The organism is Vibrio sp. SCSIO 43086, from assembly GCF_051132235.1.
Lineage (GTDB): Bacteria > Pseudomonadota > Gammaproteobacteria > Enterobacterales > Vibrionaceae > Vibrio > Vibrio diabolicus.
Map to the genome: position 1 here is coordinate 527,471 of NZ_CP072677.1, position 14,792 is coordinate 542,262.

The 14,792-nt window shown below is 44.5% G+C and carries 14 protein-coding genes and 1 other annotated feature; of the genes, 10 read left to right on the forward strand and 4 right to left on the reverse strand.

The genetic code is table 11. From position 1 onward, the window contains the following. The first annotated feature begins 89 nt into the window (after positions 1 to 89). The 5 genes from thrL (at position 90) to J8Z23_RS02470 (ending at position 5,764) form a co-directional block, all read left to right on the forward strand. Entirely contained in the window at positions 90 to 167 is a 78-nt protein-coding gene (gene thrL, locus J8Z23_RS02450) for a thr operon leader peptide (RefSeq protein WP_074192076.1), read from the forward strand. Then, positions 103 to 222 (forward strand) — a sequence feature (Thr leader region). (Overlaps the previous gene by 65 nt.) Positions 223 to 275: 53 nt before the next feature. Further along, positions 276 to 2,735: a bifunctional aspartate kinase/homoserine dehydrogenase I gene (gene thrA, locus J8Z23_RS02455; RefSeq protein WP_065645164.1), complete on the forward strand. Its 2,460-nt coding sequence runs from the start codon at positions 276 to 278 to the stop codon at positions 2,733 to 2,735. Positions 2,736 to 2,755: 20 nt separating this feature from the next. Next, positions 2,756 to 3,712, forward strand: coding sequence for a homoserine kinase (thrB, locus tag J8Z23_RS02460; protein WP_047009099.1), 957 nt, complete (start codon positions 2,756 to 2,758; stop codon positions 3,710 to 3,712). After that, positions 3,709 to 4,989, forward strand: coding sequence for a threonine synthase (thrC, locus tag J8Z23_RS02465; protein WP_301659536.1), 1,281 nt, complete (start codon positions 3,709 to 3,711; stop codon positions 4,987 to 4,989). Before thrB ends, thrC begins: the two co-directional genes overlap by 4 nt. A gap of 115 nt (positions 4,990 to 5,104) precedes the next feature. Continuing rightward, positions 5,105 to 5,764 carry an NADPH-dependent FMN reductase gene (locus J8Z23_RS02470; protein WP_301659537.1) on the forward strand — a complete coding sequence of 220 codons (660 nt, stop codon included), beginning with the start codon at positions 5,105 to 5,107 and terminating at the stop codon, positions 5,762 to 5,764. A 91-nt stretch (positions 5,765 to 5,855) separates the two neighbouring features. Here J8Z23_RS02470 and grcA read toward each other — a convergent pair whose 3' ends face one another. Then, on the reverse strand, positions 5,856 to 6,233 hold the full coding sequence (grcA, locus tag J8Z23_RS02475; protein ID WP_005381814.1) for an autonomous glycyl radical cofactor GrcA: 378 nt from the start codon (positions 6,231 to 6,233) through the stop codon (positions 5,856 to 5,858). Between the two features lie 326 nt (positions 6,234 to 6,559). On the opposite strand from grcA, the gene nfo reads away from it, so the two are divergent. The 3 genes from nfo (at position 6,560) to J8Z23_RS02490 (ending at position 9,075) form a co-directional block, all read left to right on the forward strand. Continuing rightward, positions 6,560 to 7,447 (forward strand): deoxyribonuclease IV, encoded by an 888-nt coding sequence (gene nfo, locus J8Z23_RS02480; protein ID WP_006742681.1) that lies wholly within the window; start codon positions 6,560 to 6,562, stop codon positions 7,445 to 7,447. Positions 7,448 to 7,730: 283 nt separating this feature from the next. After that, entirely contained in the window at positions 7,731 to 8,411 is a 681-nt protein-coding gene (ung, locus tag J8Z23_RS02485) for a uracil-DNA glycosylase (protein ID WP_005396298.1), read from the forward strand. Between the two features lie 112 nt (positions 8,412 to 8,523). Beyond that, positions 8,524 to 9,075, forward strand: coding sequence for a hemerythrin domain-containing protein (locus J8Z23_RS02490; RefSeq protein ID WP_005396296.1), 552 nt, complete (start codon positions 8,524 to 8,526; stop codon positions 9,073 to 9,075). A 234-nt stretch (positions 9,076 to 9,309) separates the two neighbouring features. Here the strand turns inward: J8Z23_RS02490 and J8Z23_RS02495 are convergent, their stop codons facing one another. Further along, complete coding sequence (locus J8Z23_RS02495) at positions 9,310 to 9,495, reverse strand: DUF3545 family protein (protein WP_005396294.1); 186 nt, start codon at positions 9,493 to 9,495, stop codon at positions 9,310 to 9,312. Positions 9,496 to 10,216: 721 nt separating this feature from the next. On the opposite strand from J8Z23_RS02495, the gene J8Z23_RS02500 reads away from it, so the two are divergent. Continuing rightward, complete coding sequence (locus J8Z23_RS02500) at positions 10,217 to 11,650, forward strand: alanine/glycine:cation symporter family protein (RefSeq protein WP_005396293.1); 1,434 nt, start codon at positions 10,217 to 10,219, stop codon at positions 11,648 to 11,650. A 111-nt stretch (positions 11,651 to 11,761) separates the two neighbouring features. After that, on the forward strand, positions 11,762 to 12,538 hold the full coding sequence (gene yaaA / locus J8Z23_RS02505; RefSeq protein WP_182036167.1) for a peroxide stress protein YaaA: 777 nt from the start codon (positions 11,762 to 11,764) through the stop codon (positions 12,536 to 12,538). 109 nt (positions 12,539 to 12,647) lie between these two features. Here the strand turns inward: yaaA and srmB are convergent, their stop codons facing one another. Continuing rightward, positions 12,648 to 13,871 (reverse strand): ATP-dependent RNA helicase SrmB, encoded by a 1,224-nt coding sequence (gene srmB, locus J8Z23_RS02510; RefSeq protein WP_005396291.1) that lies wholly within the window; start codon positions 13,869 to 13,871, stop codon positions 12,648 to 12,650. 107 nt (positions 13,872 to 13,978) lie between these two features. After that, positions 13,979 to 14,698: a tRNA1(Val) (adenine(37)-N6)-methyltransferase gene (locus J8Z23_RS02515; protein ID WP_434634787.1), complete on the reverse strand. Its 720-nt coding sequence runs from the start codon at positions 14,696 to 14,698 to the stop codon at positions 13,979 to 13,981. Positions 14,699 to 14,792 lie beyond the last annotated feature (94 nt).

Consider the following 14,792-nt stretch of genomic DNA (forward strand, 5'->3'; position numbering starts at 1 on the left):
TGAAAAACAAACAATTTTTTGTTGACTATGAATCGGAAACTCGGTAAACGTAGAGTTAAGCAAACACAATTAACGTTGAATATTTATTTATGCCATCTAACAGCCTAGTAGTAATGACCACGACCATTATTATTACCGACACGACACATGTTGGGGCAGGCTGCTGAGCGAAAGAAATTCACAAAAAAGGCCTGTATCCAACAAGATACAGGCCTTTTTTTATGCTTTTTTATCCAGAATTTAGACAAGTTTGAGAAGATATACCGGAGGAAGGGATGCGAGTATTGAAGTTTGGCGGTTCATCACTAGCTGATGCAGATCGCTTTTTAAGAGCGGCAGACATCATTGCTAATAACGCTCAACAAGAAGAAGTGGCGGTTGTTCTTTCAGCCCCAGGTAAAACAACAAATAAGTTGGTTGCGGTCATTGAAGGCGCGTTGCGCAATGGTGAAGCAGAGCTGCAAATCAAAGAGTTGGATGAATCGTTTAAAACGCTATTCACTCAAATCCAAGCAGTACTACCCAATATTGATGGCTCAGCTTTCGATAACCAAGTGAAAACCTCGCTATCTCAATTACGTCAATTTGTTCACGGCATCAATCTATTAGGTATGTGCCCAAACAACGTAAATGCGCGCATTATTAGTAAAGGTGAGCGTGTTTCCATTCAGTTGATGAAAGCTGTCTTGGAGGCGAAAGGACAACAAGCGAGCTTGATCGATCCTGTCGAGTATCTGTATGCCCAAGGTGATCATCTTGAAGCTATGGTTGATGTGGATATTTCAACGCAAAACTTCCGTCAAAAACCCCTTCCTCAGGGTCATGTGAACATTATGCCGGGCTTTACAGCTGGCAACGAAAAAGGAGAGCTTGTCACGCTTGGTCGTAATGGCTCTGACTACTCGGCAGCGGTTCTTGCAGCTTGCTTACGTGCAGACTGTTGTGAAATCTGGACCGACGTTGATGGTGTATACAACTGTGACCCACGTTTAGTCGAAGATGCTCGCCTACTTAAATCACTAAGCTACCAAGAAGCGATGGAGCTTTCTTATTTTGGTGCTTCCGTTCTGCACCCGAAAACCATCGCCCCTATTGCTCAATTCCACATTCCATGTCTGATCAAAAATAGCTTTAACCCTCAAGGTGCAGGTACTCTTATCGGCCAAGATACTGGTGAAGATAATCTTGCGATCAAAGGTATTACAACACTTAACGACCTAACCATGGTTAACGTATCAGGCCCTGGTATGAAAGGCATGGTAGGCATGGCGAGTCGTGTATTCGGTGCGATGTCGTCTGCTGGTGTATCTATTGTTCTGATCACTCAGTCTTCTTCTGAATACAGCATCAGCTTCTGTATTGAGGCTGAAGATAAAGCGAAAGCGCAGCAAGTGCTGGCAGATGCGTTCGAGCTAGAACTGAAAGATGGCTTACTAGAACCGGTCGAGTTTATTGATAATGTTTCAATCATTACGCTTGTTGGTGACGGTATGCGCACATCGCGTGGTGTGGCTTCTCGCTTCTTCTCTTCTCTTGCTGAAGTGAACGTGAATATCGTGGCGATAGCACAAGGCTCATCAGAACGTGCGATTTCTGCCGTTATTCCAGAAGACAAAATTTCTGAGGCGATCAAAGCGTGTCACGAAAACCTATTCAACTCGAAACACTTCCTCGATGTGTTCGTTGTTGGTGTTGGTGGTGTGGGTGGCGAGCTGGTGGATCAGATCGAGCGCCAACAAGTCAAACTGGCTGAGAAAGGCATTGTGATTCGAGTTTGTGGCTTAGCAAACAGCAAAGGTCTGTTGCTTGATAGCGAAGGCTTACCGCTCGAGCACTGGCGTGATCGTATGTCAGCAGCCACAGAAGAATTCAGCCTAGCGCGTCTGATTTCTTTGGTACAACGCAATCATATTATCAACCCTGTATTGGTTGATTGTACTTCCAGTGAAGACATTGCTAAACAATACGCCGACTTCCTAGCGGCAGGTTTTCATGTTGTAACACCAAACAAAAAAGCAAACACAGCAAGCATGGCGTACTACCATCAGCTTCGCGATGTGGCTCGTAGCTCCCGTCGTAAATTGATGTATGAAACAACCGTAGGTGCAGGCCTACCGGTTATTGAAAACTTGCAAAACCTAATTTCTGCAGGCGATGAACTGGAGCGTTTCAGCGGTATTCTTTCCGGTTCTCTTTCTTATATTTTCGGTAAGTTAGATGAAGGAATGAGCTTAAGTGAAGCGACGAATATCGCAAAAGAAAATGGCTTTACTGAACCAGATCCTCGTGATGATCTGTCTGGTATGGATGTCGCGCGTAAGTTGTTGATCCTAGCTCGTGAAGCGGGCATGTCACTAGAGCTTGAAGATGTTGTTGTTGACCAAGCGCTACCGCCAGGTTTTGATGATTCAGGCAGTGTTGATGAGTTTATGGCGCGTCTCCCAGAAGCGGACGCCTACTTCAAAGAGTTATCAGCTAAAGCAGCAAAAGAAGGCAAAGTACTGCGTTACGTTGGTGAAATTAACGAGGGCAAGTGCACAGTAAGCATTGCTGCGGTGGATGAAAACGATCCGATGTATAAAATCAAAGACGGTGAAAACGCACTGGCATTTTACAGCCGTTACTACCAGCCAATCCCACTTGTGTTGCGTGGCTATGGCGCAGGTACTGAGGTAACGGCTGCGGGTGTATTCTCTGACGTGATGCGTACTTTAGGTTGGAAACTAGGGGTATAACAAGAATGAGTTCAAGTGATATGGATGTAGTGGTTTATGCCCCAGCATCAATTGGTAATGTAAGTGTTGGTTTTGATGTATTGGGGGCGGCGGTGTCCCCAGTGGATGGGACCTTGCTAGGTGACAGAGTGCAAGTTAAGGCAGGGACTGAGCCGTTCAGTCTGAAAACTGCGGGTAATTTTGTCTCTAAGTTGCCTACAGAGCCAAAAGAGAACATCGTTTACGATTGTTGGTTGGTGTTTGCTCGTGAGCTAGATAAAAAAGGCGTTGAGCTAAAGCCACTTGAAATGACGCTAGAAAAGAACATGCCAATAGGCTCTGGTCTTGGCTCCAGTGCTTGTTCTATCGTTGCTGCATTAGATGCATTAAACCGATTCCATGGTCAGCCGCTTAACGAGACAGAGTTGTTAGCGCTGATGGGAGAAATGGAAGGCAAGATCTCTGGTGGTATTCACTATGATAACGTGGCGCCATGTTACCTTGGCGGTGTGCAATTGATGCTGGAAGAGCTAGGTATCATTAGCCAAGAAGTGCCTTGCTTTGACGATTGGTACTGGGTGATGGCGTATCCGGGTATCAAAGTATCAACAGCAGAAGCGCGTGAGATCCTACCATCTCAATACCGTCGACAAGATATCATTGCTCATGGTCGTCACCTTGCGGGCTTTATTCATGCGTGTCATTCTGGTCAGCCAGAGCTAGCTGCAAAAATGATCAAAGACGTGATCGCAGAACCATATCGTGAGAAACTGCTTCCGGGCTTTGCGAATGCACGTCAATACGCTGCATCAGCAGGTGCGTTAGCAACCGGTATTTCTGGCAGTGGTCCAACACTGTTCAGTATTTGCAAAGAGAAAGATGTCGCTGAGCGAGTTGCTCGCTGGTTAGAACAGAACTACGTACAAAACGAAGAAGGATTCGTCCACGTTTGTCGTCTAGATAAGCAGGGTTCGAAAGTAACAGGAAGTGAGCTATGAAGCTTTACAATATAAAAGAAAATGATGAACAAGTTTCCTTTGGCCAAGCCGTTCGCCAAGGGTTAGGCCGTAACCAAGGTCTATTTTTTCCATCGGAATTACCAAAGTTTGAAGACGTTGATACGCTACTGGCAGAAGACTTTGTTTCTCGTAGCACTAAGATTTTATCAGCGTTTATCGGTGATGAGCTGGCGGAAGAGCAAGTCAACGCGCTTGTGGACGCAGCGTTCCAATTCCCTGCGCCAATCAATCAAGTCAAAGACGGTGTTTACGCGTTAGAGCTTTTCCATGGTCCAACGCTGGCGTTTAAAGATTTTGGCGGTCGCTTTATGGCGCAATCTCTTGCGGCGGTATCGGACGGTGGCAAGATCACCATTCTGACTGCGACTTCTGGCGATACTGGCGCAGCCGTTGCGCACGCTTTCTATGGTATGGAAGACATCAACGTTGTGATTCTTTACCCGAAAGGCAAGATCAGCCCACTGCAAGAGAAGCTATTCTGTACGTTAGGCAAGAACATTCACACTGTCGCGATCGATGGCGACTTCGATGCGTGCCAGGCTCTGGTTAAGCAAGCTTTCGATGATTCCGCACTGCGTGAAGAGATCGGCCTGAACTCTGCAAACTCAATCAACATCAGCCGTTTGATGGCGCAAATCTGTTACTACTTTGAAGCAGCCGCGCAAATGAGTAAGGAAGAGCGTGAAAACCTAGTAGTGTCTGTACCAAGTGGTAACTTCGGTAACCTGACGGCAGGTCTACTGGCAAAAGCGCTGGGTCTGCCGATCAAACGCTTCATTGCTGCAACCAACGCCAATGACACCGTGCCACGCTACCTAGAAACAGGTAAGTGGGAGCCAAAACCAACGGTTGCAACGACATCGAACGCAATGGATGTAAGTCAACCGAACAACTGGCCGCGTATTGAAGAGCTCTGCCGAGTGAAAGAGTGGGGCCTAGAGACACTAGGTAAAGGCGCGGTTTCAGATGAGCAAAGCGCACAATCTGTGAAAGACTTGTACTCATTGGGCTACCTATGTGAACCGCACGGTGCGATTGCTTACCGCGTTCTTGAAGAGCAACTGCAAGAAGGTGAAACCGGTCTGTTCCTATGTACTGCTCACCCTGCGAAGTTCAAAGAAGTGGTGGATGACATTTTGCAATCTGACATCGAGCTTCCTGCACCGCTAGCGAAGCACGCGGCGATGGAACTGCTATCGGAAGAGCTAGACGCAGACTTTGATGCATTGAAACAAGTGCTGCGCCGCGTACAGTAATTATTAAAATGATGAACGACGAAAGGTGAATGAGCAATCATTCGCCTTTTTTATTGTCGGTAAGTCTCTACTCTCTTTATGATTGAGAAATGAACTTAAAGATGGAAATAGAAGCATGCATTTTTTGATTTTTCTAGGCTCAGTAAGGGACAGCACACCGCCACGACCAGCACGCTTGGGCATGCGAGTGAGTAGAGCTTGTGAAACGTTGTTTAAGAATCAGTATTCGCAACATACCGTCGAAATCATTGACCCATTGAACTACGACTTTGACGACGTGTTTAAGCCTGAGTTTGCTTACCATCGCGCTAAAGTGCCATCCCACTTGAGAGAACTGGCAGACAAAATTAAAAGCGCCGATGGGTACGTGATGGTCAGTCCGGAATACAACCATTCGATGAGCCCTGCTTTGGCAAACATGCTTAACCATTTTGGTAGTTCGCTGTTTTCTTATAAGCCAAGTGCTATCGTGACCTATTCTGCTGGACAATGGGGTGGTGTTCGAGCTGCTGTGTCGATGCGTACCTTCTTATCTGAACTTGGATGTTTACCTGTCTCGGCGATGATTCACATTCCGAAAGCGCAAGAAGTGTTTGATGAACAGGGCGTGGCTGCGGGTGAGTCTGAGCAGACGCAGTGGGACAGCTATATGAATCGCACTATGCATCAATTGATTTGGTGGGCAGAAGGAGCGTCGTTGCAAAGAGAAAGGCTTGACCCAACCTCATTGGCTGAAGTGTTTAAGAAGGATCCGTCACAGAGAAATGCTCCGTAAAGGAACAGAACGGTTAGATACTAGGAAAACAAAAAAGCTTGGCCATTGAGACCAAGCTTTTTAAATTCTAGCGAGCTAGTTTACTGAGAAATTATAGAGTCTCAGTAAAAGTACGAGCGATGACATCACGTTGTTGCTCTGGAGTTAGCGAGTTGAAACGTACAGCGTAACCAGAAACACGGATTGTTAGCTGTGGGTATTTCTCTGGGTGTGCAACTGCATCTTCTAGTGTTTCGCGTTTAAGCACGTTCACGTTTAGGTGTTGACCGCCTTCGATGCGAGGAGCTGTTTCGATTGCTACTTCACGGCTTTCGTATTCACCTAGATCGCTGATTGCGATAACTTGGTCTGCTTCGTAGCCAGCAGTTGCAGCAACACAACGAGCTTCATTTTTTTCGCTATCTAATAGCCAGATAGAGTTTAGTAGGTCGTCGTTTGCCGCTTTTGTAATTTGGATACCTTGGATCATCACTATCTCCTAGACCACTTACGTGGTGATTATTGGTGTTAATTTTCGAATTTTCGTTGAGCTGAGTATTATATAGCTAATATCCACTATTTTAATATTGATTTAAGTCAAAAAACAACCAAAAACATTATTTTTATTAAGGTGATTTTATTGAGTTAAATCAATAAAACCTTTGAAAACAAACTAATTACAATTTATTTGATAATATAAAAAATATTTAATAACTAATTTTGTTGTAAATTTACTACAAATTGAGCTTAAAATTTAAACTGATTAACGCAACTATCTGTATTTAGGTAGCAATACTGAAAGTCTAAAGTGATTAAATGACAAACATGAAAAACAAGCTTGGGAATAAACTCATTGGTGCACATGTCTCTGCTGCTGGAGGGGTCGATCAAGCGCCGTTGAGAGCGCGTGAGATTGGTGCGAATGCTTTTGCACTATTTACTAAAAACCAACGCCAGTGGGTGGCGAAGCCTTTAGAAGCAAAAACCATCAGTGCGTTTAAAGCGAACTGTAAAATGCTGGGTTTCGGCGCAGAACATATTCTTCCCCATGACTCTTATCTAATTAACTTAGGTGCACCAGAAGCGGATAAGTTGGATAAGTCACGCGCTGCATTCATCGATGAGATGGAGCGTTGTAATCAATTGGGTTTAACGCTGCTGAACTTTCACCCTGGGAGCCACTTAAAGAAAGTCTCTGAACAGGAGTGCTTAGCGACGATCGCTGAGTCGATCAATCTTGCGCACAAAGCGGTGCCGAATGTGATCGCGGTAATCGAGAATACGGCTGGTCAGGGTACAAACCTAGGTTGGAAGTTTGAGCATCTTGCTGAAATCATCGATCAAGTGGAAGACAAAGAACGTGTTGGTGTATGTCTCGATACTTGCCACACGTTTACCGCCGGTTACGATCTGCGTACTAAAGAGGATTGTGAGCATACCTTTGCTGAATTCGACCGTATTGTTGGGATGCACTATTTAAGAGCAATGCATCTAAATGATTCAAAAGTTGAGTTTGCCAGCAAAGTGGATCGCCACCACTCATTAGGCAAAGGAGAGATCGGGTGGGATTGTTTTGAGTACATCGCGAAAGACCCTCGCTTTGATGGTATCCCTCTGATTTTAGAAACAATTGATCCGGACATCTGGCAGCAAGAAATCAACGCACTGCGTCAGTTTCATCTAGCGGCGATAGGTAACCAATGATGTGATCACAGAGTTGGCACCTTTCTTTCTTAGCCACTTAAGTCAATTTGAATTAAGAAAGAAGGATGCCACTATGTCTCGACCACTCTCTTTTGCTTCTTACGCATATAGCCGCCGCGTGCTTCGTTTGCCGATGCCTAATCGTCACATTACCGGACAGGGGCATTTTCGAACGCCACAGAAGCATTAGTCTTTTATTACTGTTCTCAAGTTCGTGGTAAGTTTTTGTTTGTTTGGGTTTCGCTCGTTAGAATAGAAGCAAAATTTAGGACAGGAACTTTCCATGAATCAGTCACCCACTTGGCACGATGTGATCGGCGAAGAGAAAAAACAGAGCTACTTTGTAGACACTTTGAATTTTGTAGAAGCAGAACGCGCCGCAGGCAAAGCGATTTTCCCGCCAGCGAAAGATGTCTTTAACGCGTTTCGTTTTACCGAGTTTAACGATGTTAAAGTAGTGATTCTGGGGCAGGACCCATACCATGGTCCAAATCAGGCGCATGGTTTGTGTTTTTCCGTTCTTCCTGGAATCAAAACGCCACCATCACTCGTTAATATGTATAAAGAGCTGGCTCAAGATATTGAAGGGTTCCAAATCCCTCAGCATGGATTCTTACAAAGCTGGGCAGAGCAAGGTGTATTGTTGCTCAATACAGTATTGACGGTTGAGCAAGGTAAAGCGCATTCACATTCAAAAACGGGGTGGGAAACGTTCACTGACCGAGTGATTGAAGCGATAAACCAGCATCAGGAAGGCGTGGTGTTTTTATTGTGGGGCTCTCACGCTCAGAAGAAAGGGCGCTTTATTGATCGCAATAAACATCATGTGTTAGCCGCACCACATCCATCACCACTCTCAGCACACCGAGGTTTTTTTGGTTGTAAGCATTTCTCTCAAGCAAACCAGTTACTTGCCTCGCAAGGAAAAGCACCAATCAACTGGCATTTGCCATTAACTGTATAAAAGAAGAGACAGCGATAATGCTGCCATTATCGCTGTTTTTTTGAGCACGCTCGAGGCTGATGGCAAATTTCTCATGTACACTTATTAAAAGTAGGTGTTAAGGAGAGACGCTATGATGATCGAAAGAATTCGACGCGAACACGGCTATATGGTTCGTCTGTTGGCGATACTGCGCCATAAACTTAATGAGATAAAAGAAGAACGTGCGATCAACTACGCATTAGTAAGCGAGATAGTTGATTACCTCTCTAATCATTCAGAAAAAGTTCACCATCCGAAAGAAGATATTCTCTATCACCACTTTCTTGAGCACTATGGTAAGCAACAGACCATGGAAAACTTAGAGAAAGAACATCAAGAGTTAGCAAGTAAAACCAAAGAGTTTGCTTCCTTGATAGAGATGATCCTGCAGGATGCAGTTGTGCCTCAAGACATGTTTGTGGCCCACCTAGAGGACTTCATTGAATCACAAAGACGCCACTTGGAGTTAGAGGAGCGAAAAATCCTGCCTCTCATTGAGGAGCTGTTCACTACCGAAGATTGGCAGCATGTTGAAAGCTTATGGAGCGTCAGTGAAGATGACCCAGTTTTTGGTGACACCATTGCCGACCGTTATAAACAGTTAGCTGAACGTGTGCGTCAAAGTGATGCTGAGTATGTTTAAGTGTGTGCGATAAAACCTGAGTGAGCGAAAGTATCACTCGGGTTTGTTAGCTGCATTTCTTATTTATTGAGAATTGGACGCAAATTTATCTTTTGCGCTTCTCAACCAAAAGACAGGAAAATTCCTATTGAGTAATAACGGTACTCATACTCAAATCCTGGCGCTTAAACTCAAGTCGTTTACCGTTACTGTAAACAAAAACAAAAGGCACCCTTAAGGTGCCTTTTGTTTGAATTAGAGTTTAATGTCTTCCAAGTTGTAGTCGGTACAGGCATCAAGTTCGCGTAGCTCTTTAAGCAAATTGCGCCTGTCGTTCATCTCTTCTATTTCACGCCACTTTCGCTTTACTGGTTTGGCACGAGATTTGGTTGTTGAGGTAGTATCCAGATTAAAAATGTCATCTAGTTGAAAGCCTTCCATAAGCCACCTTTACCTTTCTTAAGCTAAACTGTTGTAACCAGTCCTTGTGGAGTTTTTTAAGTACCACAATAGCCGTGAGAATAACCATGATATATTTCGCATTTGTGTCGGTAGCATGACATTTTCGTGCAAAAATATTCTCAAAATCACACTTTTCATGGCAATGTGATGGCTAAAAAATGCACAAACGATCTCAAGAAAACGATTAAATAGAGAGATTTTCAATGTTAATTCGATTTGGCGAGTGGGGGGACAGTGCAAAGGTCAAAGTTGCATAAAACCAGTTTGATGAAATAGTGTTCAATTAGATGGTAAGACACTAGAGCAAATTTATGTAACACCTTGTGAATACTAGCTTGGTCTTAATCATATGGGTCTGCGTTCTGTTTGGTGGGCGATAATTATTTATGTTGGCATTTGGTAATTGAAATGTTGCGACTTATGGGTGTTAAGTCTTCCATTTATGTTATTTTTTGGTGACTTTATAGTGAAAAATAACAATATTATTATCATGATTGCATATTGATTTTTGCGCTCCTAGGTTGCATTATCCGCCCGTCAAAAAATACGCTGGTACGTAAAATGGATGCATGAAGCGACGTTTACGATTCTAGATTGCCCATAAACATTACTTAAAAAGCTAAGCACACTTTGACACTTAGCAGGCAATTTGGTGGATGGCTTGGACGCATAGACCGGCGCAACTCACTTTGAGGTACACATGACAGACTTAATCAATTTGATGAACGATCTCCTTTGGGGTTCGATTCTGGTTTATCTTCTTGTTGGTGTTGGTATTTACTTCACCGTTCGATTAGGGTTCATTCAGTTCCGCCATTTCGGCCACATGTTCTCTGTTCTTAAGAACAGTCGTAAAGCAGACAAAGCTGGTATTTCTTCTTTCCAAGCGCTTTGTACTAGTCTTGCTGCACGTGTTGGTACAGGTAACATGGCGGGCGTTGCAGTTGCATTGACTGCAGGTGGTCCTGGCGCGATCTTCTGGATGTGGCTGATCGCAATGCTTGGTATGGCAACGTCGTTTGCAGAGAGTACTCTGGCGCAGCTATACAAAACCAAAGATGATGATGGCAACTACCGTGGTGGTCCTGCCTACTACATGGAAAAAGGCCTGGGCATGCGTTGGATGGGCGTATTGTTCTCAGTTTTCCTAATCATCGCTTTTGGTTTGGTATTCAACGCCGTACAAGCTAACTCAATTGCAAATGCAATGAGCACCGCATTTGGTTGGAGTGACCTGTACGTTGGTATCGCGGTTGTAGTACTGTCTGCGATTGTAATTTTTGGTGGTATCAAGCGTATCGCAAAAGTCGCAGAGATGATCGTTCCGATCATGGCGCTGCTTTACTTGGCTCTAGCACTGTTCATCATGTTCTCTAATCTAGAGAAGCTACCTGATGTATTAATGCTTATCTTTAAGAGTGCATTTGGTCTGCAAGAAGCGGCGGCTGGTGGTCTTGGCTACGCGATTGCACAGGCAATGATTAACGGTATTAAACGCGGTCTATTCTCGAACGAAGCGGGTATGGGTTCTGCGCCAAACGCGGCGGCTTCAGCAACGCCTTACCCACCACACCCTGCATCTCAAGGTTATGTTCAGATGCTAGGTGTATTTATGGATACGATCGTTATCTGTTCAGCGACAGTGGCTATCATCCTGATGTCAGGTGAGTATGTCGGTCAAGCAACAGAAGTGACGGGTATCGAGCTAACTCAGCGTGCATTGAGCTCGCAAGTTGGTGATTGGGGTGGCATCTTTGTTGCCGTGGCAATCTTCTTCTTTGCATTTACATCAATCATCGCGAATTACTCGTACGCTGAAACGAACCTAATCTTCCTAGAGCACAACCATAAGGCGGGCCTAAGCATTTTCCGCGTTGTTGTTCTTGGTATGGTGATGTTTGGTGCACTTGCTTCGCTCCCAGTCGTATGGTCACTTGCTGATGTTTCGATGGGGCTGATGGCGATAGTCAACTTGGTGGCAATCATCTTGCTATCTGGCATCGTGATTAAGCTAGCAAAAGATTACAACCGCCAACTTGGTGAAGGTAAAGTACCAACGTTTGATGCGAATGACTTCCCTGAGCTGAAATCTCAGCTTGAAGAAGGCATTTGGTACAACGATAAAAAAGACTAAGTGAGCTATCACTCATAGTTGAAAGCTATTAGTACGATGTAAAAAGCCATGCAGACAATGCATGGCTTTTTTTGTACCCTATTAAAAAACAAAATTAGAGAAGGGAAAGTCATGCTTATCGTAGTTTCTCCAGCGAAGACTCTTGATTACGAGTCTCCGTTAGCGACAGAAAAATTTACTCAACCTGAGTTGGTCGAATACTCAAAAGAGCTTATCGATGTTTGCCGCAAACTGACTCCTGCTGATGTTGCCTCTTTAATGAAAGTGAGCGACAAGATTGCCGATTTGAATGTAGGGCGATTTCAAGAGTGGAGTGAAACGTTTACCACGGAAAACTCACGACAAGCCATTCTTGCATTTAAAGGTGACGTTTACACAGGGCTAGACGCCGAAAGTTTATCTGAAGCGGACTTCGAATATGCTCAAGATCATCTGCGTATGCTATCGGGTCTTTATGGTTTACTAAAACCACTTGATTTGATGCAGCCATACCGTCTTGAAATGGGTACCAAGCTTGCAAACGACAAAGGTACGAACTTGTACCAGTTTTGGGGCAATGTTATTACGGACAAGCTGAACGAAGCGATTTCTGCTCAAGGTGATAATGTGCTTATCAACCTTGCATCAAATGAATACTTTAAAGCGGTGAAGCCAAAGCACTTAGATGCGCAAGTGATCACGCCAGTATTCAAAGATTGTAAGAATGGCCAATACAAGGTCATCAGCTTCTACGCGAAGAAAGCGCGCGGCATGATGGCGCGTTACATCATCGAAAACCGTATTGAGAGCGTGGCAGACCTGACTAAGTTTGATACGGCGGGTTACTACTTTGTTGAAGATGAATCGACACCAACAGAGTTAGTATTTAAACGCGAAGAGCAAAACTAAAACTGATTGAGACGTAGTCTACGTTAACCTCTATCAGTACAAACGAAAAAGGGTTGGCAGTGCCAACCCTTTGTTATGTTTTAGCTTGGGCTATTTCGCCCTAACAAAATTATTTCTTCTTAGCGGTTTTCTTTTTCGCTGGCTTCTTCTTGTCTTCTTTTTTCTTTTTCTTCTTAAACACAGGTTTTTTGTGTTTCGGACGCATCTCTTTTACGAAACGCTCTTTGATGTCTTCTTTCACGTAACGTGCAACGCGATCCATCATTGGTTGGTCGTGTGCTTCTACGATAGAGATAGCGTTACCTTTCTTACCCGCACGAGCCGTACGGCCAATACGGTGAAGGTAAACATCAGCCGTGCGTGGCATGTCGTAGTTGATAACGTGTGATACATCTGGAAGATCGATACCACGCGCAGCAACGTCCGTCGCGAGCAGCACGTTCACAGTACCATCGCGGAAGCGAGAAATCGCATTGTTACGACGATCTTGAGGCATTTCACCTTGAATCCAAGAACATGGAATCTGTGCGCTCTCAAGCTGCGCTCGTAGCTCTGCCAAACGCTCACGTGTCTTCAAGAAGACAATGGTGCGTTCTGCTTGCTGAGTAATAATGTGTTTTAGTAATTCAAGCTTGTGTTCTGCATCATCAGCACGGTGGTACCACTGAGCAATCTTCTTACGCTCACGCAGTGGCGATTTTGCATCGATCTCTGCTGGGTCATTCAACAGATCAGCGGTAAAGCCCTCTACGCCTTTACCTTCTAAAGTTGCTGAGAACAGAAGGGTTTGTTTACGCCAGCGGCACTCGTTAGATAGACGATCGACAGTAGGAGCAAAACCCATGTCTAGCATACGGTCTGCTTCATCCAGAATTAACCATTCAATCGCACGGCAATCAAAACGCTCTGCATCAATGTATTCTTTTAAACGGCCAGGCGTTGCAACCACAATGTCTTGTGTTGTCGCAAGGATATCGGCGTGCTCTTGGTATTGAACTCCACCTGTGATGGTGAAAATGTTCAGTTTAGTGTTTTTTGCCAAAGCTCGTGCTTGATCAGCGATTTGCATCGCCAATTCGCGCGTCGGCGTTAGGATCAAAATACGCGCAGGTCCAGGCTTGCGACGAGGGAAGTCTTGCAAGTATTGCAATGCTGGCAGAACGAAGGCTGCCGTTTTACCAGTACCTGTTGGCGCTGACGCTAGAATGTCACGACCATCCAACGCTTGTGGAATCGCTTCTGCCTGAATTTTTGTTGGGCGTTCGTAACCCATCTCTTCAATGGCTTCAAGTAGGTTTTGGTCTAGATCAAGTTCAGCAAAGGTTCTGATCACAATGAGTTCTCCACAAGCAAAGCTTGGTTAATGGTTCGCCACAACAGCATAGAATACAAAAAGGTCGCACATTATAAAGTGATTGGTGATAAGGATCACATGTTATTTCACATCTTAAGATAAAACTCGCGGGTTAATTGGACGAAATCGTCACTGTAACCGTCATGCGAATGAATTATTAAATGTGATTTTTGAGTATCGCAAGGCTGCTTCGCCAGTTCAAATAACAGTCGATGTACCGGTTTCTTTTCTGATGGCTGTACACGACAGACTCGCGATAGATGCCAACCTTGGTGTAATGCTAGTTCAATAAACCGTTCGCCTTCGGTGATTGGTAACACAAAATTAGCTTTCCCTTGTTCATCAAGCAACTGATAGCAACGTTGTAGCAATGCGTTGTGGCGTAGCGTATCAGTGTGCCTCGCGGTTGCACGTTGACTGTGTTTCGATTGCTCGCCGCTGTTGAAGTAGGGCGGATTACAAATGATGCGTTGGAATGGATGCGTCGGCGTAAAGTCTAGTATGTCGGAATGATACACACTCACACGATCTGACCAAGGCGACTGAACCACATTTTTTTGCGCAGCTTCAATGGCTGTTAATTCAATATCGACCGCGGTTATTTGAGCTTCTGTAAAGCGTTGGGCACACATCAGGGCAAGCAACCCGGTGCCAGTGCCAATATCGAGAATTTGAGCGTTGTTCGGGCTTTGAATCCAAGCACCAAGCATGACCCCATCAGTGCTGACGGGCATACCACTCTCGCCGCCCTCAATACAAAATTGCTTAAAATTGAAGCCTTTAGTTTTCAGTTTTTTGCTCTTCATGATTGTTTTATGTTTGCTCAATAATTAAGTGAATTTCTCTATTGTTTCTTAATTGTATAGATTGTTGTTTTGTTGGTTATTAAATTGTATTGTT

Coding starts and splice junctions, on each gene's coding strand:
- thrL (WP_074192076.1), top strand. CDS start 90: ATGCCATCTAACAGCCTAGTAGTAATGACCACGACCATTATTATTACC.
- thrA (WP_065645164.1), top strand. CDS start 276: ATGCGAGTATTGAAGTTTGGCGGTTCATCACTAGCTGATGCAGATCGC.
- thrB (WP_047009099.1), top strand. CDS start 2,756: ATGGATGTAGTGGTTTATGCCCCAGCATCAATTGGTAATGTAAGTGTT.
- thrC (WP_301659536.1), top strand. CDS start 3,709: ATGAAGCTTTACAATATAAAAGAAAATGATGAACAAGTTTCCTTTGGC.
- J8Z23_RS02470 (WP_301659537.1), top strand. CDS start 5,105: ATGCATTTTTTGATTTTTCTAGGCTCAGTAAGGGACAGCACACCGCCA.
- grcA (WP_005381814.1), bottom strand. CDS start 6,233: ATGATCCAAGGTATCCAAATTACAAAAGCGGCAAACGACGACCTACTA.
- nfo (WP_006742681.1), top strand. CDS start 6,560: ATGACAAACATGAAAAACAAGCTTGGGAATAAACTCATTGGTGCACAT.
- ung (WP_005396298.1), top strand. CDS start 7,731: ATGAATCAGTCACCCACTTGGCACGATGTGATCGGCGAAGAGAAAAAA.
- J8Z23_RS02490 (WP_005396296.1), top strand. CDS start 8,524: ATGATGATCGAAAGAATTCGACGCGAACACGGCTATATGGTTCGTCTG.
- J8Z23_RS02495 (WP_005396294.1), bottom strand. CDS start 9,495: ATGGAAGGCTTTCAACTAGATGACATTTTTAATCTGGATACTACCTCA.
- J8Z23_RS02500 (WP_005396293.1), top strand. CDS start 10,217: ATGACAGACTTAATCAATTTGATGAACGATCTCCTTTGGGGTTCGATT.
- yaaA (WP_182036167.1), top strand. CDS start 11,762: ATGCTTATCGTAGTTTCTCCAGCGAAGACTCTTGATTACGAGTCTCCG.
- J8Z23_RS02515 (WP_434634787.1), bottom strand. CDS start 14,698: ATGAAGAGCAAAAAACTGAAAACTAAAGGCTTCAATTTTAAGCAATTT.